The 20786-nt window shown below is 34.9% G+C and carries 17 protein-coding genes; 9 read left to right on the top strand and 8 right to left on the bottom strand.

Annotation, left to right across the window (positions count from 1 at the left end; translation table 11 throughout):
- Window positions 1–434: 434 nt before the first annotated feature.
- Window positions 435–923 carry a VIT1/CCC1 transporter family protein gene (locus IPN41_00520; protein QQS60452.1) on the bottom strand — a complete coding sequence of 163 codons (489 nt, stop codon included), beginning with the start codon at window positions 921–923 and terminating at the stop codon, window positions 435–437.
- A 257-nt stretch (window positions 924–1180) separates the two neighbouring features.
- Here IPN41_00520 and IPN41_00515 point away from each other — a divergent pair, with 257 nt between their 5' ends.
- Window positions 1181–2548 carry a hypothetical protein gene (locus IPN41_00515; protein QQS60451.1) on the top strand — a complete coding sequence of 456 codons (1368 nt, stop codon included), beginning with the start codon at window positions 1181–1183 and terminating at the stop codon, window positions 2546–2548.
- A 297-nt stretch (window positions 2549–2845) separates the two neighbouring features.
- Here IPN41_00515 and IPN41_00510 read toward each other — a convergent pair whose 3' ends face one another.
- Window positions 2846–4252, bottom strand: coding sequence for a T9SS type A sorting domain-containing protein (locus IPN41_00510; protein QQS60450.1), 1407 nt, complete (start codon window positions 4250–4252; stop codon window positions 2846–2848).
- A gap of 322 nt (window positions 4253–4574) precedes the next feature.
- Window positions 4575–5465 carry a hypothetical protein gene (locus IPN41_00505; GenBank protein QQS60449.1) on the bottom strand — a complete coding sequence of 297 codons (891 nt, stop codon included), beginning with the start codon at window positions 5463–5465 and terminating at the stop codon, window positions 4575–4577.
- 211 nt (window positions 5466–5676) lie between these two features.
- Between IPN41_00505 and IPN41_00500 the strand changes: the two genes are divergently transcribed.
- Together IPN41_00500 and IPN41_00495 are read left to right on the top strand one after the other, a co-directional pair.
- On the top strand, window positions 5677–6387 hold the full coding sequence (locus IPN41_00500; protein QQS60448.1) for a hypothetical protein: 711 nt from the start codon (window positions 5677–5679) through the stop codon (window positions 6385–6387).
- A gap of 6 nt (window positions 6388–6393) precedes the next feature.
- On the top strand, window positions 6394–7149 hold the full coding sequence (locus tag IPN41_00495; GenBank protein ID QQS60447.1) for a DNA alkylation repair protein: 756 nt from the start codon (window positions 6394–6396) through the stop codon (window positions 7147–7149).
- Here the strand turns inward: IPN41_00495 and IPN41_00490 are convergent.
- Entirely contained in the window at window positions 7144–7986 is an 843-nt protein-coding gene (locus IPN41_00490; GenBank protein ID QQS60446.1) for a hypothetical protein, read from the bottom strand. The genes IPN41_00495 and IPN41_00490 overlap by 6 nt on opposite strands.
- A gap of 157 nt (window positions 7987–8143) precedes the next feature.
- Between IPN41_00490 and IPN41_00485 the strand changes: the two genes are divergently transcribed.
- A complete protein-coding gene (locus tag IPN41_00485; GenBank protein QQS60445.1) occupies window positions 8144–8650 on the top strand; it encodes a DUF1003 domain-containing protein in 507 nt (168 codons plus the stop codon).
- A 466-nt stretch (window positions 8651–9116) separates the two neighbouring features.
- On the opposite strand, the gene IPN41_00480 is transcribed toward IPN41_00485, so the two are convergent.
- From IPN41_00480 to IPN41_00470, 3 genes are read right to left on the bottom strand one after another with little or no spacing between them, the layout of a single operon-like run.
- Window positions 9117–10958 (bottom strand): VanW family protein, encoded by a 1842-nt coding sequence (locus tag IPN41_00480; protein QQS60444.1) that lies wholly within the window; start codon window positions 10956–10958, stop codon window positions 9117–9119.
- Complete coding sequence (locus tag IPN41_00475) at window positions 10942–11160, bottom strand: hypothetical protein (protein QQS60443.1); 219 nt, start codon at window positions 11158–11160, stop codon at window positions 10942–10944. The genes IPN41_00480 and IPN41_00475 overlap by 17 nt, the downstream gene beginning before the upstream one ends.
- A complete protein-coding gene (locus IPN41_00470; GenBank protein ID QQS60442.1) occupies window positions 11150–11608 on the bottom strand; it encodes an Hsp20/alpha crystallin family protein in 459 nt (152 codons plus the stop codon). The genes IPN41_00475 and IPN41_00470 overlap by 11 nt, the downstream gene beginning before the upstream one ends.
- A 154-nt stretch (window positions 11609–11762) precedes the next feature.
- Here IPN41_00470 and IPN41_00465 point away from each other — a divergent pair, with 154 nt between their 5' ends.
- Genes IPN41_00465 through IPN41_00445 form a run of 5 tightly spaced genes read left to right on the top strand, consistent with a single transcriptional unit; the run spans window position 11763 to window position 17771 of the window.
- Window positions 11763–14801, top strand: coding sequence for a type II/IV secretion system protein (locus tag IPN41_00465; protein ID QQS60441.1), 3039 nt, complete (start codon window positions 11763–11765; stop codon window positions 14799–14801).
- An 18-nt stretch (window positions 14802–14819) separates the two neighbouring features.
- Window positions 14820–15395, top strand: coding sequence for a hypothetical protein (locus IPN41_00460; GenBank protein ID QQS60440.1), 576 nt, complete (start codon window positions 14820–14822; stop codon window positions 15393–15395).
- 14 nt (window positions 15396–15409) lie between these two features.
- Complete coding sequence (locus IPN41_00455) at window positions 15410–16549, top strand: hypothetical protein (GenBank protein ID QQS60439.1); 1140 nt, start codon at window positions 15410–15412, stop codon at window positions 16547–16549.
- Window position 16550: 1 nt separating this feature from the next.
- Window positions 16551–17039 carry a metallophosphoesterase family protein gene (locus IPN41_00450; protein QQS60438.1) on the top strand — a complete coding sequence of 163 codons (489 nt, stop codon included), beginning with the start codon at window positions 16551–16553 and terminating at the stop codon, window positions 17037–17039.
- A gap of 24 nt (window positions 17040–17063) precedes the next feature.
- Window positions 17064–17771 (top strand): DedA family protein, encoded by a 708-nt coding sequence (locus IPN41_00445; GenBank protein QQS60437.1) that lies wholly within the window; start codon window positions 17064–17066, stop codon window positions 17769–17771.
- Between the two features lie 69 nt (window positions 17772–17840).
- Here IPN41_00445 and uvrA read toward each other — a convergent pair whose 3' ends face one another.
- The gene (uvrA, locus tag IPN41_00440; GenBank protein QQS60790.1) at window positions 17841–20636 is read right to left on the bottom strand and encodes an excinuclease ABC subunit UvrA; all 2796 of its coding nucleotides are present in this window, start codon (window positions 20634–20636) and stop codon (window positions 17841–17843) included.
- Window positions 20637–20786 lie beyond the last annotated feature (150 nt).

Below are 20786 nucleotides of genomic sequence, written 5' to 3'. Positions count from 1 at the left end.
TTATTGCTGTGTCAATATGGAATTACTATGATATCTCTAATACATTAAAAAATTTAATAGGAAAATAAAAAAAGCCTATACGCAAAGGTATAGGCTCTCGGTCTTGTCAAAACCCTCTTTAACTTTTATTCAATGACCTGTCATGATACCCTCCTTTTTTAAAAAGACTTTTTGCCGTTTATTTTAAGCTGAGTGAGCTCAATTTTTTTAAGTATTTTCATGAAAATATATATACAAAATACAATACCGTGAAGTTATTCCTGTTCAAAATTCATATTGCTAATTCCCATTGGGACTGCACTGGTATATACCTGTATATATTATATTTAATGAGCTATGTTCAGTATAATTAACTAGCTAAAATCAGTCAATATCAAAAAGTAACATACACACATATGGCGGTTTTTTCAATATAGCCAAGACAAGATTAATAATTACTTTAAAATAATACCAACCACAAGACCAATAGCAATAGCACTACCCCCTAATACAAACATACGTAAAGTATTTTTTACCATATTTGTTTTTGACAATACGCTACTGACAATTCCCAGACAAATTAAAGCCACTAGAGAAAAAATAATTGAAAGCGTTAAAGCCAACGTGCCCGAAAAAAATATATACGGAGAAAGTGGGATTCCGCCTGAAATAATATATGATATAAACATTACGATACCAGCTGTAGTCGGTATTTTTTGTTTTACATTGTCACTTGGGCGAATAATATATTCAGTCAAATAACTACCAACCCCCATTGAAAAAGCCTCAACAAAAATTAAAATAACTCCAGTTAAAATAATCGTTGATCGTCCAACACCAGCAAAAGCCACGCCCGATAATAAACCAACAGTTGAAACTAAACTATCCTCTGCACCAAAAATAAAATTTCTGGTAAAGGTTTGGCTAACTTTTTTTTGTTTCATATGACTTAATCATAGCTCAATTCATTAAATCAGCCTAGATCTCTATGAAAGACTACTTATTGTATCTTTTAGCTACCTATATTTACTTGTATATTCTTTATATTTATGTAAGGTTTGAATTTTTTTATGTTTTGCAATCATTACACCCCAGGCATATAATTTTCGTATTTAAGACTAGAACATCTAGAGATATCTACTGCTTTTATCTAACGAAACATGTATACTATATATAGACTATTATTATCATTTTTACTATTATGGATAATCAAAATTTACAAAATCCGCCAAAGGACACAACTCTAGAGATGTCACCAAACCAGAAACTAAATCCCATACCGCCACTTTCTCCAGCTGCAGTCCCTCCTTTCTCAGCAATCCCATCAATTCAACCCATAACCGCTCATCCAGCAACTAAAAAAATTAAATGGTTAGTTATTAGCATCTTAAGCTTACTCCTACTTGGGGCTTGTGGTGTGTTTGGTTATATGTATTTTTTCCCAGCCCCAGAAAAAGTATTACAAAAAATGGCGCTGAAAATTCCGGAAATAACGACCATTGATTATTCTGGAAATTTAGTGCTCTCAGTTGATAAAGTGGCCTTAGAAAATAATTTAATAATTCCCTTAGACAAATCAAGCTCAAACTCTTCAAACGAAGAATTTTCAATCGTATTTAATGGAATCTCTGATTTACGTCAAGTTGAAAATCCACAAAATAGCTTTGCTTTTACCACTGACATCAAAGCCTTTAAGGAAAACGGAAAACTTGGCCTTGAATTTAGAAATATTGAAAAAGCTTTTTATATTCGCTTAACAAGTGCCCCCGATTTTGGTTTATTTAGTTTGAAGCCTATAGAAAATACCTGGCTTAAAATTGAACAAAAACAGATTGATGAACAATTTAATACAGAAGAGTTAATAGAGAAGAAAGAATCAATTGAAAACGAATTAAATCCGGAAAAAATTAAACAACTGCGTGATGAATTTTTCAAAGCACAAGTTATTAAAGTTACTCAAACTTTGCCAACAGAAACTATTGATGGCAGGAAGATGTGGCACTATCGCTATATTATTGATAAGGAAGGAATTAAAAGATTTGTTCAAACAGCAAATACCATTATGGGGCAAAAAACTTTTACCGCCGAAGACCTGGCAAAGATGGATGAAGATTTAGAAAAAACCGATACTCCAACAGGTGAAATATGGATAGGTAAAAAAGATTATTTACCCTATAAATTAACCGTCTCCTCAATCTTTAAAAATATCAATGATACTGAAGGAAATATAATATCAGATCTTACTTTGCAAGTTAAAAACTATAATCAACCAGTTGCAATTGAAGTTCCAACTCCAACAAAAAACTTTGAGGAATTTATTGTAGCCCTCTTTAGTGCAGGTCAAGGCATGTTTGGAGGCATGGAGTTTACTCAAGATAATGTTGCTACTGATTATATAGACAGTGATAATGACGATATACAAGATCACCTGGAAGCTGCATATGGTACTGACAAAAACAATCCAGACACTGATGGTGATGGATATGATGATAGCACTGAAATTTTAAATGGTTACAACCCAATTGGCCCAGGGATAAACGAAAACATTTGGGGAAAAGAAATTAAATAGAATATAGTAACCCTATCATTTTCTAAGGCTTGGAAAATTCAATACTAAACACCTCTTTATCATCCCCGCCTCTCCACTGTCATCCCTTCTTATATACTGTCATCCCCGACTTGATCGGGGATCTCGTGAATACTATGTGTAATATATTTTACTCAGATCCCCGCATGCGGGGATGACAGGAAAGGAATACGCGAGGATAACAGGTGGGAAGGCAGACAAATAAAATAAAAAAAACCCCTCCGTTCATGTCAAATTTTGACACAATGCGAAGGGGCATAGCCTAGAAGGCTACAATTATTATTTGACCAACATCATTCTCTTTGTTTCAGAGAAGTTAATTGGTCCATTCAGGTTCAGTCTGTAGTAATATACACCACTTGCGAAGCTTGAAGCATCGAAGTTGGCAGTGTAGTTTCCAGCTGTGAGTGTATTGTTCACAAGCTTTGCTACTTCCTTACCTGAGTTGTCATAGATCGTAAGTGATACTTTTCCGTCGAACGGAATTGCATAGTGGATCTTTGTTGAGGGATTGAACGGATTCGGATAGTTTTGAGAGAGAACAAACTTATCCGGAACTCCGATGATTACTTCATTGGACAGATAATGATACTCAAAGTTACCGTTGTAATCAATCTGTTTCAATCTGTAGGAATAATTAGCTGTCTGCAGTCCTCTGTCTGAGTATGTATAGTTATGAGGAGTTGCAGAAGTTCCATTACCGTTGACAAAGCCAATCTTTGTCCATGTGTTAACACCGGTTACTGTTCTCTCAACTTCAAAACCTGAATTATTGGTTTCAGCTGATGTTGCCCAATTGAGGTCAACGTTTCTTCCGTTCACCATTGAAGTGAATGAGGAAACTTCTACCGGAAGTGCGCCCCAAGAAATTGATATTTTCATCGTTCCAAAAACCGGGAACGCTATTGAGAGGGTTTGCTTATCCGGCAGGATACCGTCAACAATTCTTCCTGGGGCATATAACATAGTTCCCTCAGCTATTATTATTGTCCCATTACTTGCACCGGAAACAATTATTTGGGGGGAGAATCCCGTAACATCCGTACTGACCGTATCTTCAGATACATTTCCCTCAGATATTGAGATTACAATATTCTGTACAGAAATTGGATTTCCATTTTCATCAATCGTCTTGATGAAGAAACCATCCGGGTCCATTCCAGTCTCAAATGAAAATGTCGGAATTGAAGGGGTAATAATTCCATTCAAATCCGCATCACTTCTTATAGCTATAGCCCTGTCCCTAATAACCGAGTTTGTTATACTCCCTAACGAAACATTATCATAGAGAGACCACAATACCATTTGGATTGCAGCTGCTTCTTCATTGTCCGATAATATCCCAGGATATCCAGTTCTTAACGGAAAATAGTTATTGAGAATATATTGTGCCCTGGGTACAGTATACTCACATGTTTCAGAATATCCAGCATCAGGAAGACTGACGCTATGGAACAGATCAATGCAATAAGACTTGAACGGATTTCCGTCCATACTGCAGTTTATCAGTCCGGCAAACTGTGAAATCTGTCCGTTTGGTGGCCGCGGATCTGTAAATGTCACACTACTGCCTTCTGCAACGGAAATAACGGTTACAGCGGAATTTCCACCAATGCACTGTGAAGTCCCATCATTATAGCTAAAAAATAAAACAGCTAACAGTAGCATAGAATACCATTTCTTCATTACTTTCCCCGTATTGGGGTGTTTAATTTTAGGATTTTTGATTAATTGTCAAAAAAACAAAAGCCCCACAGAGCCTTTATGACAGAAAGTACTTTAGCGTATAAATTACATATTGTCAAGGTTCAGCCAATATATTCAAGTTTTTTATAGAATTAAACACTTTTTCCTAGTAACTACAGCAAAAAATATATACCCCACACTATACTCAAAATATATCTCTATTAGAGACTATTTTCATATTAAAAATAAGAAAACCTATTAGTATTCTAAAAGCACCCCGCTCAATAATGAGCCAGGGTGCTTTAATCTTAGTCAAAAATACTTATTTTTCTGTACTTTCTTCAGTCTCGGCTTTAAGATTTATTTGCATTTCACCATCTTCAATCACAATTTTTTCTTCGCTCGTAGTGGTATTTATTTCACGTTGCAAATTTGCACAAGCCTTTAAATCATCTGTATAAGTTTTCCAACTATTTTCTTTTGACTGTTTCAAAACATTCAAACTATCCCATACAGCCTGATGGTAACTTTCCAAACAAGATTTATTTGATTGAGCTTGCTCAGAAAGAGTAGTTTTATCTAAAGCCGCTTTCTGACAAGTATTGCGGGCATCAACGGCTGCTAAAGCCAAAACATTCTGTGAACTCATTGAAGCTTTTAAAGAGGCATCCTTCTTATCAATAGCAGTTTTTACACACTGCGCTGCTTCTGGTTTAACAAAAACTGATTCTTTCTCTGATTTTTTTACTTCAGGCTTTCTTTCTTTAACCTCTCCCTCTTTTTTTTCATCTTTTTTACCAGAGCTATCTTTTTTTATCCCCCACAAAGAGCTCTCAATTTTTCGAATTTCTTGGTAATTTTTAATTTCTGAAGGACTCTTAATCTTCTCTAACTTTCGTGAGTTTGTGCTTGAAGCTGGTTTTTTCTCAGTATTTTGTCGATTCTTTTCAGCAGTTCCGGAAATATTTGTTCTCCTTTTACCCCAAAGTGAATTACCAATTTTTCGAATTGATTCATAATAGCGAATCATTTCTGGATTTGAGATCTTTTCCAAACCTTCAGTATTTTGAGTTAACGAAGCGGAACGTTCATCACTTGTCTTCATTGGTCGTTGGTTAGGTGTATTTGAAGAAGATTCTTCAGCAAACACAACAGCTGCCAACATACTACCAGCAAAAGTTACAGCCAAAAGACTATAGAGAACTTTTTTCATATTTTTTATTTTTATTTTATTAAAAGGCCAATAAAAAGGCCTATATAACATCATTATAGCACATTTTTTAAGAAATTTCAAGAGGTAAAACCCCAACAAAACACAATTATTATTAAAATATAGCTACTATGGTATACTATAACTATCTAGTAATAAATAAATTCAGAATTTTACCGTTTAATTTGATAATTTATATACATAAATTTCTCATATGATGCTTTTTCACCACTCTCATAAACAAAAACCACTTATTATAGCCATAATTAGTATTTTTTTCATTCTTGTTGTTGCTGGATCGCTCAACTGGCACTTTTCAAAAGTCAGAAAGCTAGAAGATAGAATTAAAGAACTAGAAAAAATACCCCTTGATATTTCTTCACTAGAAATTCCAGAAGAACATCAACCAGTGTCAGTTAATGGTGAAACAAAGTCCTATACTAATTCTAATTATAATTATACTTTAGACTACCCAACAAATTTACAAATAAAAAATTATAATGAGACCAATGCCACAATTGGAATTATTGGAAAATCAGGTGATGAAGAATTTGTGAATGGAAAAGTCAGTCTTGTAATCGCTTCAAGCTCAACCGCAACCAAAAAGACAACGCCCATAGAAGAATTTATTTTTAATTCAACTAAGCTTCTATGTGATGCTGATGGTGGAGGTGTTTCTGTGAGCTGCCCAAAGCAAAATAATATCCAACCCCTACAAACTACTTCTGGTCTTCCAGCCTATACTCTAACTCTTACTCGTGAAGAAAAAACTTTTGGCCCCGAGGCCTCAACAGTATCCACTGAAGCAACTTTTTTTATTGTTGATCTAAGTAATGAAAAAAATCAAACAATTTTAATTGTCTACCCAGTTGGTGATGGGACTACTGAATTAGCAAAAAAAATTACCGAAAGTGTAAGACAGTAAAAATCTATGTCAGATTATATACAGGTACATTCAGCAATTCATAAACTAAGTAATAAAAAACGGGCTATCGGTTCAGCTCGTTTTTTTAAAACTGGTCATGGTCAATACGGTGAAGGGGATATTTTTATTGGACTCACAGTTCCACAATGTCGTTTAATTTCCCAAGGCTATAAAACAATCTCCCTGCCAACAATTAAAAAACTACTTGTCTCAAAAATCCATGAAGAACGTTTAATTGCCTTATTAATTTTAGTTGATCAATTTAGTCGTGGTAGCGAGCAGGAGAAAAAAATTATTTATAATTTTTATATTTCAAACACTCAATATATTAATAATTGGGATTTAGTTGATACTTCGGCTGATAAAATTGTTGGCGAATTTCTCTATACAAGATCATCATCCATTTTACAAAAATTTGCAAAATCAAAAAACCTTTGGGAACGGAGAATAGCTATTATTGCTACTTTTGCTTTTATAAAAAAAGGAGACCATACTTTAACCTTTACAATTTCCAAAATACTTTTGCACGATACCCATGATCTTATTCATAAAGCCTGTGGCTGGATGTTGCGAGAAGTCGGGAAGAGAATTTCAAAAAAAGAACTCATGGTTTTTCTTAATCAATATAGCAAAACAATGCCACGAACAATGCTCCGGTATGCAATTGAGCATTTTTCAAATATAGAACGAAAGAAATTTTTAGATAAAAAAATCTCCCTGCTATTTAGCAGAGAGATGTCAGTAAAAGATCATTCATCATAAAAAACCAAATTCTTTTTCCCTTTTATTTACATATAACTGAGTAATCTTTTCACTCAGCGCAGTGTGGGCAAAAAAATCTAAAACAGTTCTTGCTTTTGATTTTTCTACTACAACAGAATTGCGAACCATATCAATGGTTCTGGCAGTTTGTTTTTCTAATTTTGCTCCAGCAAAGAATATCACCCTACCCTCTTGATGCTCATATTCTTTCTCTAAATGAAGTCCAAGACGTAAAGCAGGTGCTGTACCAATAAAAGAAAAAGTCCATGCATTCCTGTTGAAATGGGCGTTAGTATCCGCAGAATACTGTTGTTCATTTACAGTAAGGTTATTTTTAGGGCAGTACAATAACCTTATCATGTGCCAGGATTTATTTTTAGTATTGCATTTTTTTATCTGTCTTTTTATTTCTCTTCCTGGCAATCTTTTATCAAGTAATCCTGCAATTTGCAATGAAGCCTCAACAGAAATTTGATACAAATCTCCAAGATCTAAAAAAAGCTTACTATACTTGGAGTAGTCAATTTTCTTTGATTCCAGACGTGAAACATAGTCTTTATGAAAATGAAAAAGTTCTTGCCCATCATTACTCCTTGCATCTTTTTTTTCTTTTCTAGTTCCTTGTCTCCAGCCGCGACAGCCATCTTTGCCCAAAGTAAATTGCCTTTTATAGTCAATTGGTTCTTCTACAAACTTTCTCCATTGACCTGTAATCTTTTTGATTAAACATGTTACTTGATCGGCAACTGAAAATGTTGCAATACTATCCTGCAAGACCTGGTTAACAAAGTCTGGCGGTATTTGAAAATTTTCCACTGCTATTTGAGAATTTTTCATTTGAACCCCTTTCGAAGTTTATTTTTTTATTATTTTGAATTATCAATGTTCTGTAGCATCTTTATATAGATAAATATTCGATATGTCAACACTTGAATAAATACATTTCACTTATACTAAGATTAATATGTTATACTTATAAACAAGACAGATTGATATGAAAAAAGAATTTAAAAATATTAAAAAAAAGAAACGTAAAAGCACGGCTTTTCTTGAGCGAGGAGCTTTTGCTTTTATTAATCGAATTGGTTCAATAGGTTCTATTATCATCCATTCTTTTATTTTTTTAATTTTCATTATTTTGGGACTGGCAGGAGCTGATTGGAATACACTACTTTTAATATTAACAACCATTGTTTCTTTAGAGGCTATATACCTAGCAATATTTATCCAAATGACTGTTAACCAAAATACTCAAAGTTTGGCTGAAGTTGAAGAAGATATTGAAGAGATCCAAGAAGATGTCGATGAAATTCAAAAAGATATTGACGTTATCCAAGAAGATGTCGATGAAATTCAAGAAGACGTTGATGATATTGTGGAAGATGAGAAAGAAGCTGAAACTTTTGAACGTCAACAAGCTCAAACTCTAGACAAAATTCAAACAGAGCTACAACAACTTGCTAAAACTATTGAACATTTACGAAATCCACAAAAAAAATAGTTCCCAATAATTAACCTTCAAGTAATTTAATACATTTTTACGGTTGTAAGCCATATATTCAAATTCATAGACTATTCTTTTAGAAAACCTGCTATAAACAGGTTTTTTTATATTTGATATAGATTTTTTATTTAATATTAGCCAAAAATAAGTAATAAGATCACCTCCCTCTTGACTTTTTTATATTGGTATGCTATCATCAGCAATTACCCCTTTGGGTAATATTCGCTTAATTTCACAATCTAATAGCAGTTCAGTTGAAGCGGGCTAGGCACGACAAGCATGGGGATTTCTTCGTTAGAAACAATCCGGTTACGACTAGATTTTTTCTAATGAAAATTTCTTGCCTACCCGCTTGAGCTGAACTGTACTTCAAAAAACTCGGTCGACTGATCGAGTTTTTGTTTTTTGAAAAACAAAAAAAGCTATCAGTGATGGCTTTTTTAATTTAAACAGAAAATATTAATTACGTACCAGGTGAAATACTTGGAGTAATAATTGAAGTTGGAGTTGGAGGAAGTTCAGATTGTGGTGTTGTTTTTTTAGCACCGACTAAACAAACCGCTTGCCAAGGAACATAGTGTGAAGAAAAACGAGTTTTCTTTGTTTCTCCATCTGAATAGGTTACTGAATAATCAAAATAGGCATCAGCACCAGCATGAGCTTTTTCAGTACATTTCTTTTCACCTTCAGGAAGATCTTTTGTTTCAATAATTTTTGTTGGTCCAGGTTGGACAATATTATATATAACTGGTTTTGTGGCTTCAACAATTCGACCATCTTTTGTTCCCCATAAATCAAAAATTAAATCATCTCCTTCTATGCGTGTCTGAATTAAAATATGGTGGCTGGTATCATTAACAAAACGATAATCTGGTGCTGGATCATAAATAGTTGCATCAGTTCCAGCTGGTTCATAATACACCACTCGATATGAGTGATTACGACGCTGGGTCACTGGCAAACCTGAATTAAAAGTTGCTCGAAAAATTGTTGTACCAACCTGACACAAACCACCGCCAAACTCAGGAATGGTTTTATTTTCTTTAATTACTAATTCTGGCAAATAACCATGTTTACCATCAATCTCACCCAGAGCTTTTAATAACGAAAATTCTTCGCCGGGTTTGATTAATAAGCCGTTTAAAGAATCAGCACCAACTTTAATATTATGACGACGATTTTTTGGTGAACCAGCAAAATGAGAAATGCCGGTACCGATAATTTCTTTTAAACCAAGATCTTCAGCATTTTTATCGACAGCTGAATTTACTGTTACTTCTGTCACCAAAGAAATTTCATCGGTCGTTTGTTCTGACCAATCAGCAATGGCCTTTGCGGTCGCTTCTTGATTAAGCTCAACACCATCCCGCCCAGATTGCCAAACTGTCACTCGACCATTATCAATTTGTAAACGTGGAGCCATTGCTTCAACGGTTACATCAGGACTAATTTCAGTAGTTAAGTATTCTTCAATTTTTTTTCTATCAAGACCAGCAATGACTTTATTATCTTTCAAAACTAAACCAATCCATGAAGTTAACGTAGCTGTCTTAATATTCCATTTTTCATCATTATATTTCAACACTAATAATGGAAGATTTGTTAGACGTAAAGCCTCTTCACGAACATCTTCAATAGAAGCAATAGGTATTTCCGGATTTGTTTTTTCAACAATAAGGGGTAAGGCATTAGTATTGCCAGATTGAAACTGATCGATAAGCCTACTAACAGTGGCATCATAATTAAAAGCTAAACCATCTTGACCAGGTTTAATGCTCATATTACTTTTATCACTAATTATCAACTGAGCATTCTCGGCCGGTTTTTCTAAATCAGAAAAACTAATTTTCATTTTTTCAGTTAACTGTATGCGATCAATAGTTACCACTAAGCGTAATGAATAATTACCAAAGAGAGCCGATATCTGCTCAAAAAAATTATCTAAAGAAGACTCAAATCTTCCAATACTGATTGCATTTTTTAAGGTTGAAGGGGAATCAAATATAACTGGGTCAATTGACTCCGGACTAAGGGCAAGAGTTTGCGGGGCAATAGACGTTGATCTGTCTTGAAACTGAACCACAACTCCCTGATCAAACAGATTAATTTTTTCCTCAATAATTCTTTGAGCAGCACTATAGTCAAGGCCACCAATAGAAATACCGGCAACCTGAACACCAGGATATATTTTATTTTTATATCGCTGCTGAAAGAAAAAATAACTTGCCATTACAACAAAAATTACCGCCGTTATACTAGCGGCCGTAATTAATACCCAGTCAGGCAACTTAGACAGCCTCTTCATACTGATCTGAACCTAATAACTCATTTAAAATTTCTTTTGGACTTGGCTCTACTGGTGGCACTTTATCTAAAGACACCCATAGTGACGTGCCAACTTCTACATCTTGTGGGAGGAGCGTTGTAGGCAATCGTATTTCAGAACCATCTGTTGCTAACAAAATAGTTTCCGTATCTTTACTTTTAATTGTTGTTTCAATCGTCATAATCTTTTTCTTGATTTTCTTTAATTTTAATCGTTGTCTGTTTGGATCTTCGTGCCTTGGGCAAACTAATAGTTAAGACCCCATTAACAAGAGTGGCGTTTACCTTATCGCTTTTAACCTCAATTGGCAAGACTATTGATCTGGAAAATCTACCCCAATAGCATTCACGGTATAAATAGGCATCTGCCGGGACAATTTCTGATAATTCACGACGGCCTTTAATTGTGAGCAATCCTTCGTTAAGGGCTACTTCAATATCATCAGCCGTTGCCCCTGCAATAGTTGATTTCACAACCAAAAAATCGTCAGTTTGATAGATATCTACGGCCAACTGACCTTCCTCTTCATTCATTAAGGGCCATTCATAATCTGGCTCGACCGTGGGCTGCAACACTAAAGAGGTAGGTTGATTATTATTTCGTCCAATTAATTTAAAAAATTTCTTCATATAATACTGAGGCTTGGTATTTTCCCGAATTTTTATAATTTGCAATTAAATCAAAAATACCACTTATCAAAGCATTTTCTGCTTAAAGTATACCATATTTTCAAGCTGTATCATAATTGAATAAAGGTCTATAAAATGATAAAATAATAGCTATATGAGCGACGACATCCAATCCATTGAAGATTTAATCCATAGTGGTGATGAGAATGCTACTAATGAAGATAGTCTTGAAGGAAAATTTGAAAAAAAACAACACGAAATTCAAGAACACGATGTTGAACGAATGACAAGTTCGAAGGCTGCCACTATGAGCGTGCCTTATATTAATTTAATTAATTTTCCAATAGGACACGAGGCCCTTGGATTAATTAAAGAAGAGGAGGCTCGAGCTCTGGGTGTTGTTTGTTTTTATTTTAATGGGCAGAATTTTAAACTGGCAGCCCTAAACCCTTTGGCACCAGATACCCACAAAAAACTTAGGGAGCTTGAAGCGCAACTTTTTACAAAAAATGACCAAATCTATTTGGTCTCAAGACAAGGACTAGATCATGCTTTGACACTGTATAAAAATCTACCAAAAATTCAAACCCCAACCGAAGGAGTTGAAATTAATGAACAGAGCCTAGAACGATTCAAATCCGAGATAAATGATTTCAGAAGCTTGGCAACTAAAATAAACGAAGTAAATATTAGTGAGGTAATTGTTTTACTTATTGCCACTGCTCTTAAAGTAAATTCCAGCGATGTCCACATTGAAGCTGAGGAAAAAGGCGTGGTTATACGACTTCGTGTTGATGGAGCCCTACAATCTGCGGCAGTTATTGAAAAAGAGAAATGGCATCGTATTATTTCACGTCTCAAAGTTTTATCTAAAGTAAAAATTAATATTGAAGATAAGCCTCAAGAAGGACGATTCACCATTTTTACCTCAAAAGAAAATATTGCGGTTCGAGCTTCTTTTCTGCCAACGGTTTTTGGTGAAAGCGTTGTAATGCGTTTACTTCATTCTAATACCGTAAAATTATCATTTGATACCTTGGGCCTATCATCTCATTATCTGGAAAAGCTCAAAGAAGAAATTAATAAACCCAATGGCTTGATCTTAGTAACTGGTCCAACTGGTTCTGGAAAAACCACCACCTTATATTCGGCTCTTAATTATCTAAATGTTCCTGGAACCAAAATTATTACGCTTGAAGATCCAATTGAATATCAACTTGAAAATATTAATCAAAGTCAAGTTGATGAAAGTAAGGGATATACTTTTTCTAATGGTTTGCGTTCAGTGCTTAGACAAGATCCTTATGTCGTTATGATTGGTGAAATGCGCGACCTAGAAACAGCCGAAATTGGTATCCGAGCAGCCTTAACCGGCCACTTAGTATTATCCACCATTCACACCAACGATGCAGCCAGTGCCATACCTCGTTTACTAGATTTAGGCATTAAACCTTTTCTATTAAGTCCTTCAATCAATGCTATTATTGGACAACGTTTAGTCAGAAAACTCTGTCCACATTGCAAAACTCCTCAAGAATTAGCTCCAGCTGAGATTGAAAAAATAAAAAAGATTTTAGCCGTAATTAGCCCTTCATCAAAGATTGATGTTCCGCAAACTCTTCCAACCATCTACAAAGCAGTTGGCTGTGATAAATGTAGTAATCTTGGTTATCAAGGACGTGTTGGTATTTTTGAAATTCTTTTAATGAAGCAAAACATCAAAGAGTTGGCAGCAATTAATGCTCCGGCGTTTAAAATTCTGGAACAAGCAATTGAAAATGGCATGGTAACAATGTTACAAGATGGTATTTTAAAATGCCTAGAAGGCATTACCAGTCTTGAAGAAGTTTATAAAGTAGCCGGGAAAATGGAATATGTTGACGCTTTATATGATATTGTTATTTCCAAAACTATTGGCCGTGGTATTACCCTGAATAAAGATCAAATTGCTCTTGGCAAAGAAATTAATAGCAACCTAACAGCTGATCATGCTTCAATGTTAACCTCCCACCATACAAATGAAATTCTTTCAATTGTCATGGCTGGAGCCTTGGCCGCTGAAGCCAGCGACGTTAATATTGATCCAACAGAAACAAGTGTTAAAGTTCGGTACCGTATTGATGGTTTATTATATGACATTGCTTCTTTAAGCAAAGAGTATTATATTCCTTTGCTTGGAGAAATAAAAACCTCGGCTGGCTTTGCTACAAATTTAAAAAAGGCTACCTACGATGGTCGATTTGCGATAATTACTGATGAACAAAAAGTTGATTGTCGGCTATCAATTATTATTGGCGGGTATGGTGAAACAGTCGCCATTAGATTGCTATCAAACCAAGCCAAGAGTCTTGATATGAAAGGCCTTGGTATTAGCTCAACCCCTTTTAATATTATTTCTAATTCAATAAAAAAGACCAAAGGAATTATTTTCACAACAGGCCCCACTGGTTCTGGGAAAACCACAACTCTCTATAGTTTATTAAATACTCTTAATAATCCAAGCATTAAAATTATTACCATTGAAGACCCGATTGAATATAATCTTGAAGGCATTGTCCAAACCCAAATTAATACTGAAGAAGGCTATACCTTTGCTTCCGCTCTGCGTTCATTACTTAGACAAAATCCTAACGTAATTATGGTAGGAGAAATTAGAGATGCCGAAACGGCTAAAGTCGCTGTTGAAGCTGCTTTAACTGGTCACTTAGTTTTATCTACTATTCATGCTAATAGTGCTGCCGGAGCCATTGCTCGCTTTGTCGGTTTAGGTATTGAAAAGTCATTACTATCCAGTGCCATTGAATGTACCATTGGCCAGCGCTTAGCTCGCAAACTTTGTCCAAGTTGCAAAAAAACCGTGGCTCCGACTAAAGAACAATTAGAAAAAATAAATATCTATCTTGATCAATTAAAGGATAAATCACCTTTTGATATACCAAAAGAAATGATGCTCTATGAACCAGTTGGCTGTCAAAAATGTGGTGGGCTTGGCTATAAAGGACGAGTAGGAATTTATGAAGCTGTGGCAATGACCGGTGATATGCAAAAATTAATTCAAGCTGAATCTGTTACAGAGTTTGATATTGAAAAACTTGCTCTTGATCAAAATTCTATTTTAATGATCCATGATGGTATTTTTAAAGCCTTGGCTGGCGAAACATCTTTGGAAGAAGTTTTTCGTGTAGCACTATAGTTATTATTAATTTTACCTATGTTCAATAAACCATGGCTCACCTCTCTCAAAAAATCATATAAGCAAAAAAATGTCAGCCGACAGCAAATTATTTCCGCTAGCTCACCACTTGGGCATACTGCAAAAAAAATAATATTTGCTCTGCAACGAGGTGAGAATCAAAGCAATACATTAAAAACGCTACAATCAAATTTTGAAAAACTTGTAAAAAAATATGGTCAAGAAAGAATAGTACCTGAGCCCTCCTTTCAAGCAGCTTTAGAAGAATACATAGAAGCAGTTTTTCTTAATGCAGTCATTAATAAACAAAATATTTCTCCTCTAAAAAATATTGAGATCAAAGCTGATATCTATCTTGGAGCCCTCAGTGATGTTACCGGTGAGCTCGTGCGTAAGGTTACTAATTTAATTTCTGAAGGAAATATTACTGAAGCAAAGCGCTTAATAACAGCCGGTAAAATGATCGTTGATGAACTTCTTGATTTTGATATGACTGGTAATCTGCGAACAAAATATGATCAAGCACGAAATAATCTTCGTAAACTTGAGCAATTACAATACGAAATTTCCAGACATCAAAATAAAGAAAAATAAAAAAGAATTCATCTATGATTACAAAAAATTATGTTGCCGCTGTAGCTATCTTAATTAGCTCAATTGTTGGTGTTGGTATGTTTACCTTACCGTATATAGCCAGCAAGACAGGTCTGTTTACTCTTATCGGTTATTTTATTGTCCTTGGTTTTTTCCAACATTGGTTTCATACAGTGTATGCCAATGTGGTTTTGTCCACCAAACAACAACATCGACTACCAGGCTACGCAGAAAAATATTTTGGTATAAAAAGTAAAAAATATATTTTTATTTTGTCTATGTTCGGAGGCTATGGTGCCTTACTGGCTTACACAATCATTGGTGGAGAATTTTTGTATCACTTAGTCAGTCCCTATCTCGGCGGTTCACTATTTCAGTATACTGTTGGACTTCTAGCGTTTCGTGCCTTAATAATTTATTTCGGCTTAGCCTGGGTAACCCGAGTAGAAGTAATATTAACTGGTGGTTTAGTTGGCTCTTTGTTAATTATCGCCGCCTTAGCTGGAGGACAAGCTAGTATCACTAACATAACATTTTTTAACAGTAGTAATATTTTATTGGCCTATGGTCCTGTTTTATTTGCTGTTGGCGGTGCACTCGCGATTAATGATATTTGTATGTTATTAAATAAAGAAAAACAACGAATTGTCAGTGCGCTACGAGTTGGTATCATTTCGGCAATTGCCATAATGATTTTCTTTACAGTGATCGTTACTTCTATTTCTGGATCTGCCACTTCTCCCGACGCTTTGGGTGGCCTAGGTTCATTTATTGACCCTCTCTACTATACTATTCTTTTAATTATCGGTTTGGTGACTGTAACAACTTCTTTTTTTATCGTTGCAGAATCAATTCAAGAAATGTATATTTGGGATTATAGAATTAATAAACATCTAGCTTGGCTAATTGTTATTCTAATTCCTTTGGTTTTATATGCACTTGGCGCTCGTGATGTTACTAAAGTCATTGCTTTAACTGGTGCAATCTCCGGGGGACTGCTCGGTAGTTTTTATATATTTTTAGGCCTACGAGTTAAAGCAAAACCTGAAAAAAAACCACCCTTCAAAGTTTCTATAAATCCCTTGGTTGCCTATGGCGTTACAATACTTCTACTACTTGGAATGACGTATCAACTGTGGGAAATTTTTGGATAATATGAAAATTGCAATAATGTCAGATCTACATGATAACGAAGTGTACGCCCAAGCCTTTTCTGTCTATTGTCAGCAAAACAAAATAGAAACAATTCTTTGTTGTGGAGATGTCACCAATGATGATACATTAATCATCTTAAATTCAATCAAAATACCGATCTATTTAATTAGAGGTAATGCTGATAATTTTGACGATTCAATTTTCCCTGCCTTAGAAAATATTACTTACCTAGGCCGAACCGGAGAAGTTATCATAAATAACAAAAAAATAGGTTTATGTCATGAACCATATTTTATAGAAAATTTATTATTAAAAAATTATTATATAATTTTCTATGGTCATACACATAAACCCTGGATTGAAAGCAAAAACAAAACTCATATTATGAACCCCGGAACACTTGGAGGATTTTCTTCACCATCAACATTTGCTGTTTGGGAGATGGGTAAACCCCTCCCGGAATTAATAAAAACTCCGATATCTGCTTAACTATTTAGAACCGCAAAACATCCTATGGAAATTATAAATTTATTTATTCATTTTGATACATATCTCACCCAAATTATAAATCTTTTTGGTCACTGGGTGTATGTAATACTATTTGCAATAATTTTTGCTGAGACCGGTTTAATTATTACTCCTTTTCTACCTGGCGATTCATTACTCTTTTCCGTTGGCACCTTGTCTGGAGCTGGGCTTCTTAATATTTGGCTAGTCTATTTTTTAATGTTAATTGCAGCTATTATTGGTGACACGGTTAATTATTGGGTGGGGCACTATCTTGGACCAAAAGTATTTTCTAAAGAAAATTCAAGATTTTTTAACAAAGCCTACCTTGAAAAAACCCGAGATTTTTATACAAAATATGGCGGAAAAGCCGTTATTATTGCTCGTTTTATGCCTATTGTTAGAACTTTTGCCCCTTTTGTAGCCGGAATAGGAAAAATGCATTACCAAACATTTATTTTATATAATGTAATTGGCGCTTTTCTTTGGGTAACCTCGTTTACGTTTGCTGGTTATTTTTTTGGTGGACTACAGTTTGTAAAAGATAATTTTGAATTTGTTGTTTTAGGAATTATTCTGATTTCGTTCATTCCCGGAATTTATGAATTTATTAAAAGTAGATCTCTGTCCAAGAAAAATATTAATATAAAAAAACACAATACCTCATTTCAAGATATTGAAAAAACCTTCAAGAAAGAACACCTAAACGAATAGTTCTATTATCCCCGCCTACCTGCCGGTACGTAAGTAAAGAAAGTGGGTCTACTATATTAATAAGTGTTCTTACATTATGTGAGATAAATAGTGACCAGTGTAACTTTTTTTATTTTTTGCAACTTCTCGTGGTGTGCCAGTGGCAACAATTTCACCACCTTTATTCCCACCGTCAGGTCCAAGATCAATGATCCAATCAACGGAACGAATAACATCTAAGTTATGCTCAATAATCATAACTGTATTTCCACGATCAACTAAACGATTCAAAATTCCGAGCAAACGACGAATATCTTCAAAGTGCAAACCAGTGGTTGGTTCATCAAGAATATACAATGTTTGACCAGTTGGACGACGAGAAAGTTCAGTTGCTAATTTAATACGTTGGGCTTCACCGCCAGACAATGTTGTTGCTGATTGTCCAAGTTTAATATAGCCAAGGCCAACCTCAAACAACGTTGCAAGTTTCTGGTGAATGGCCGGCAAATTTTTGAAAAAAAACATTGCTTCTTCAACTGTCATGTTTAAAACATCAGCTATATTTTTTTCTTTATAATGAATTTCCAAAACTTCCCGCTGATATCGATGTCCATGACAAACATCACATTCAACATAGACATCAGGCAAAAATTGCATTTCAATTTTTATAATTCCATCCCCTGAACAAGCTTCACAACGTCCACCAACCACGTTAAAAGAAAAACGTCCTGGCTGATAGCCTCGTAATTTTGCTTCAGGGAGTCCAGCGAACAAATCTCTAATTGGTGTAAACAAACCTGTGTAGGTTGCAGGATTAGAGCGAGGTGTTCGACCAATTGGTGATTGATCAATATCAATAACTTTATCCAACTGCTTTAAACCTTCAATCCGATCATGTTTTCCTGGTAAGTCTTTGGCATGATAGAAATGATGAGTTAACGCTTTGGCCAAAATATCCGTAATTAGGGTTGATTTACCGGAACCAGATACACCGGTAACTGCGATTAATTTACCTAACGGGAAATCAACTGTAATATTTTTTAAATTATGTTCAGTAGCATTTACAATTTTTATAAACTGTCCATTTCCAGGTCGATAGTTATTTGGAGCTGGGATTGATTTTTTTCCATTCAAATACTGCCCTGTTAATGACTTTGAGGTTTTCATAATCTGAGCCGGTGTTCCTGCGGCAACGATTGTTCCTCCATGCTCACCAGCACCAGGTCCAATATCAATAATATAATCTGAAGCCAGCATAGTGGCAGTGTCATGCTCAACTACAATCACCGTATTCCCAAGATCTCGAAGTTCTTTTAGTGTTTCAATTAATTTATCATTATCTCTTTGGTGTAAACCAATTGAGGGCTCGTCTAAAATATATAACACTCCCATCAAAGCCGAACCAATTTGGGTTGCCAAGCGAATACGTTGTGCTTCTCCGCCTGACAATGTATTGGCAGCCCGAGCTAAAGTTAGATAATTTAAACCAACGTTAAGTAAAAACTTCAATCGTAAATTTATTTCTTTCAAAATTTGAGCAGCAATCTTTTTTTCTCGTACGCCAAGTATTTTTGATGATTCTAATTCTTTAAAAAATATTGCTGAATCATCTAAAGATTTAATCGTTGCTTCATGAATTGAAAGTCCGGCAATTTTCACTGCCAAACTTTCTGGTTTTAAACGCTGACCATGACAGCCGGGGCATTCAAGCACACGCATATAGCTTTCAATCTCTTTACGAATATAATCTGATTCTGTTTGCTGATACCGTCGCATTAAGTTTGGGACAACGCCTTCAAAGACACCATCTTTATCACCAACCAAAATCATATTTCTTTGTTTTGATGATAATTGTGCTATTGGGGTATTTAAATCAAAATCATATTTCATGGCAGCTGTGCCTAATTGTTTCATTAACCACATCTGTCCATTTACATTGTTATATATCCAAGGCTTAACACCGCCTTGAGCAATTGTTAGTTTTTCATTAAAAACTAAATCTGGATCAATTTCTAGTTTTGTTCCTAGTCCTGAACAATCAGTACAAGCTCCGTGTGGTGAATTAAACGAAAAGTTATGTGGCTCTGGTTCCATAATCGTTAAGCCACATTTTGGACAAGCTAAAAGACGAGAATACATTTTCTCGGTTTCTTCTTTAACTTGATATATATAGACAATTCCCTCACCTAAATCCAAGGCTCTTTCAACTCCTTCAGTTAAACGAGAAATATCTTCTTTGTCTTTTGTTACCATTACTCGATCAATAACAATCTCAAGGCTATGACGTTTTTGTTTATCAACTGTTAAATCTTCAAATTCTTCAAGAGTATAAATAATCCCATCAAATCGTAATCTACTAAAACCGGCTCGTTGAATACTTGGTAAAACACTTTTATGCTCTCCTTTTTTATCACGTATAATTGGCGCTAAAATAATTACTTCGCAGTTTGCACACTTATCTTTGATTTGATTAATAATTTCATCAAGTGAGTATGGTTTAACTTTTTCACCACAATTTGGACAATGCGGAATTCCAATACGTGCATACAGCAATCGCAAATAGTCATATATTTCTGTTACTGTACCAACTGTTGAACGAGGGTTATGAGAGGTAGATTTTTGATCTATTGAAATAGCAGGCGATAAACCTTCAATTAAATCAACGTCAGGCTTATCAATCAAGCCAACAAATTGACGAGCGTAGGCAGACAGTGATTCAACATACCGACGTTGTCCTTCAGCATAGATAGTATCAAAGGCTAAAGAAGACTTTCCTGATCCTGACAGTCCTGTTATAACAACTAATTTATCTCGGGGAATCTCAACGTCAATATTTTTTAAATTATGGACACGAGCGCCTTTGATTTTTATAAAATTGTGAGAAATTTTTGGTCGCGAAGAGGAGGGCATAATTTATGTTTCGTCGTTAGTATACAGGAGAAATGGGATTAGGGCAAGGGGTTGGCTATCTACTAAATAAAAATTAATAATATTATTTAGTATCAACACAAAAAACCATACCACCTAGTTCATTCC

The organism is Candidatus Falkowbacteria bacterium (genome assembly GCA_016699775.1).
GTDB classification, from domain to species: Bacteria; Patescibacteriota; Patescibacteriia; order Patescibacteriales; family Patescibacteriaceae; genus Patescibacterium; species Patescibacterium danicum.
Note: the sequence above shows the minus strand (reverse complement) of the source record. Positions and strands in the feature narration are given on the sequence as shown.

What these genes read in the sequence shown, in the direction of transcription:
- IPN41_00520 (QQS60452.1), bottom strand. Translation starts at nt 923, where the DNA reads ATGAAACAAAAAAAAGTTAGCCAAACCTTTACCAGAAATTTTATTTTT.
- IPN41_00515 (QQS60451.1), top strand. Translation starts at nt 1,181, where the DNA reads ATGGATAATCAAAATTTACAAAATCCGCCAAAGGACACAACTCTAGAG.
- IPN41_00510 (QQS60450.1), bottom strand. Translation starts at nt 4,252, where the DNA reads ATGAAGAAATGGTATTCTATGCTACTGTTAGCTGTTTTATTTTTTAGC.
- IPN41_00505 (QQS60449.1), bottom strand. Translation starts at nt 5,465, where the DNA reads ATGAAAAAAGTTCTCTATAGTCTTTTGGCTGTAACTTTTGCTGGTAGT.
- IPN41_00500 (QQS60448.1), top strand. Translation starts at nt 5,677, where the DNA reads ATGATGCTTTTTCACCACTCTCATAAACAAAAACCACTTATTATAGCC.
- IPN41_00495 (QQS60447.1), top strand. Translation starts at nt 6,394, where the DNA reads ATGTCAGATTATATACAGGTACATTCAGCAATTCATAAACTAAGTAAT.
- IPN41_00490 (QQS60446.1), bottom strand. Translation starts at nt 7,986, where the DNA reads ATGAAAAATTCTCAAATAGCAGTGGAAAATTTTCAAATACCGCCAGAC.
- IPN41_00485 (QQS60445.1), top strand. Translation starts at nt 8,144, where the DNA reads ATGAAAAAAGAATTTAAAAATATTAAAAAAAAGAAACGTAAAAGCACG.
- IPN41_00480 (QQS60444.1), bottom strand. Translation starts at nt 10,958, where the DNA reads ATGAAGAGGCTGTCTAAGTTGCCTGACTGGGTATTAATTACGGCCGCT.
- IPN41_00475 (QQS60443.1), bottom strand. Translation starts at nt 11,160, where the DNA reads ATGACGATTGAAACAACAATTAAAAGTAAAGATACGGAAACTATTTTG.
- IPN41_00470 (QQS60442.1), bottom strand. Translation starts at nt 11,608, where the DNA reads ATGAAGAAATTTTTTAAATTAATTGGACGAAATAATAATCAACCTACC.
- IPN41_00465 (QQS60441.1), top strand. Translation starts at nt 11,763, where the DNA reads ATGAGCGACGACATCCAATCCATTGAAGATTTAATCCATAGTGGTGAT.
- IPN41_00460 (QQS60440.1), top strand. Translation starts at nt 14,820, where the DNA reads ATGTTCAATAAACCATGGCTCACCTCTCTCAAAAAATCATATAAGCAA.
- IPN41_00455 (QQS60439.1), top strand. Translation starts at nt 15,410, where the DNA reads ATGATTACAAAAAATTATGTTGCCGCTGTAGCTATCTTAATTAGCTCA.
- IPN41_00450 (QQS60438.1), top strand. Translation starts at nt 16,551, where the DNA reads ATGAAAATTGCAATAATGTCAGATCTACATGATAACGAAGTGTACGCC.
- IPN41_00445 (QQS60437.1), top strand. Translation starts at nt 17,064, where the DNA reads ATGGAAATTATAAATTTATTTATTCATTTTGATACATATCTCACCCAA.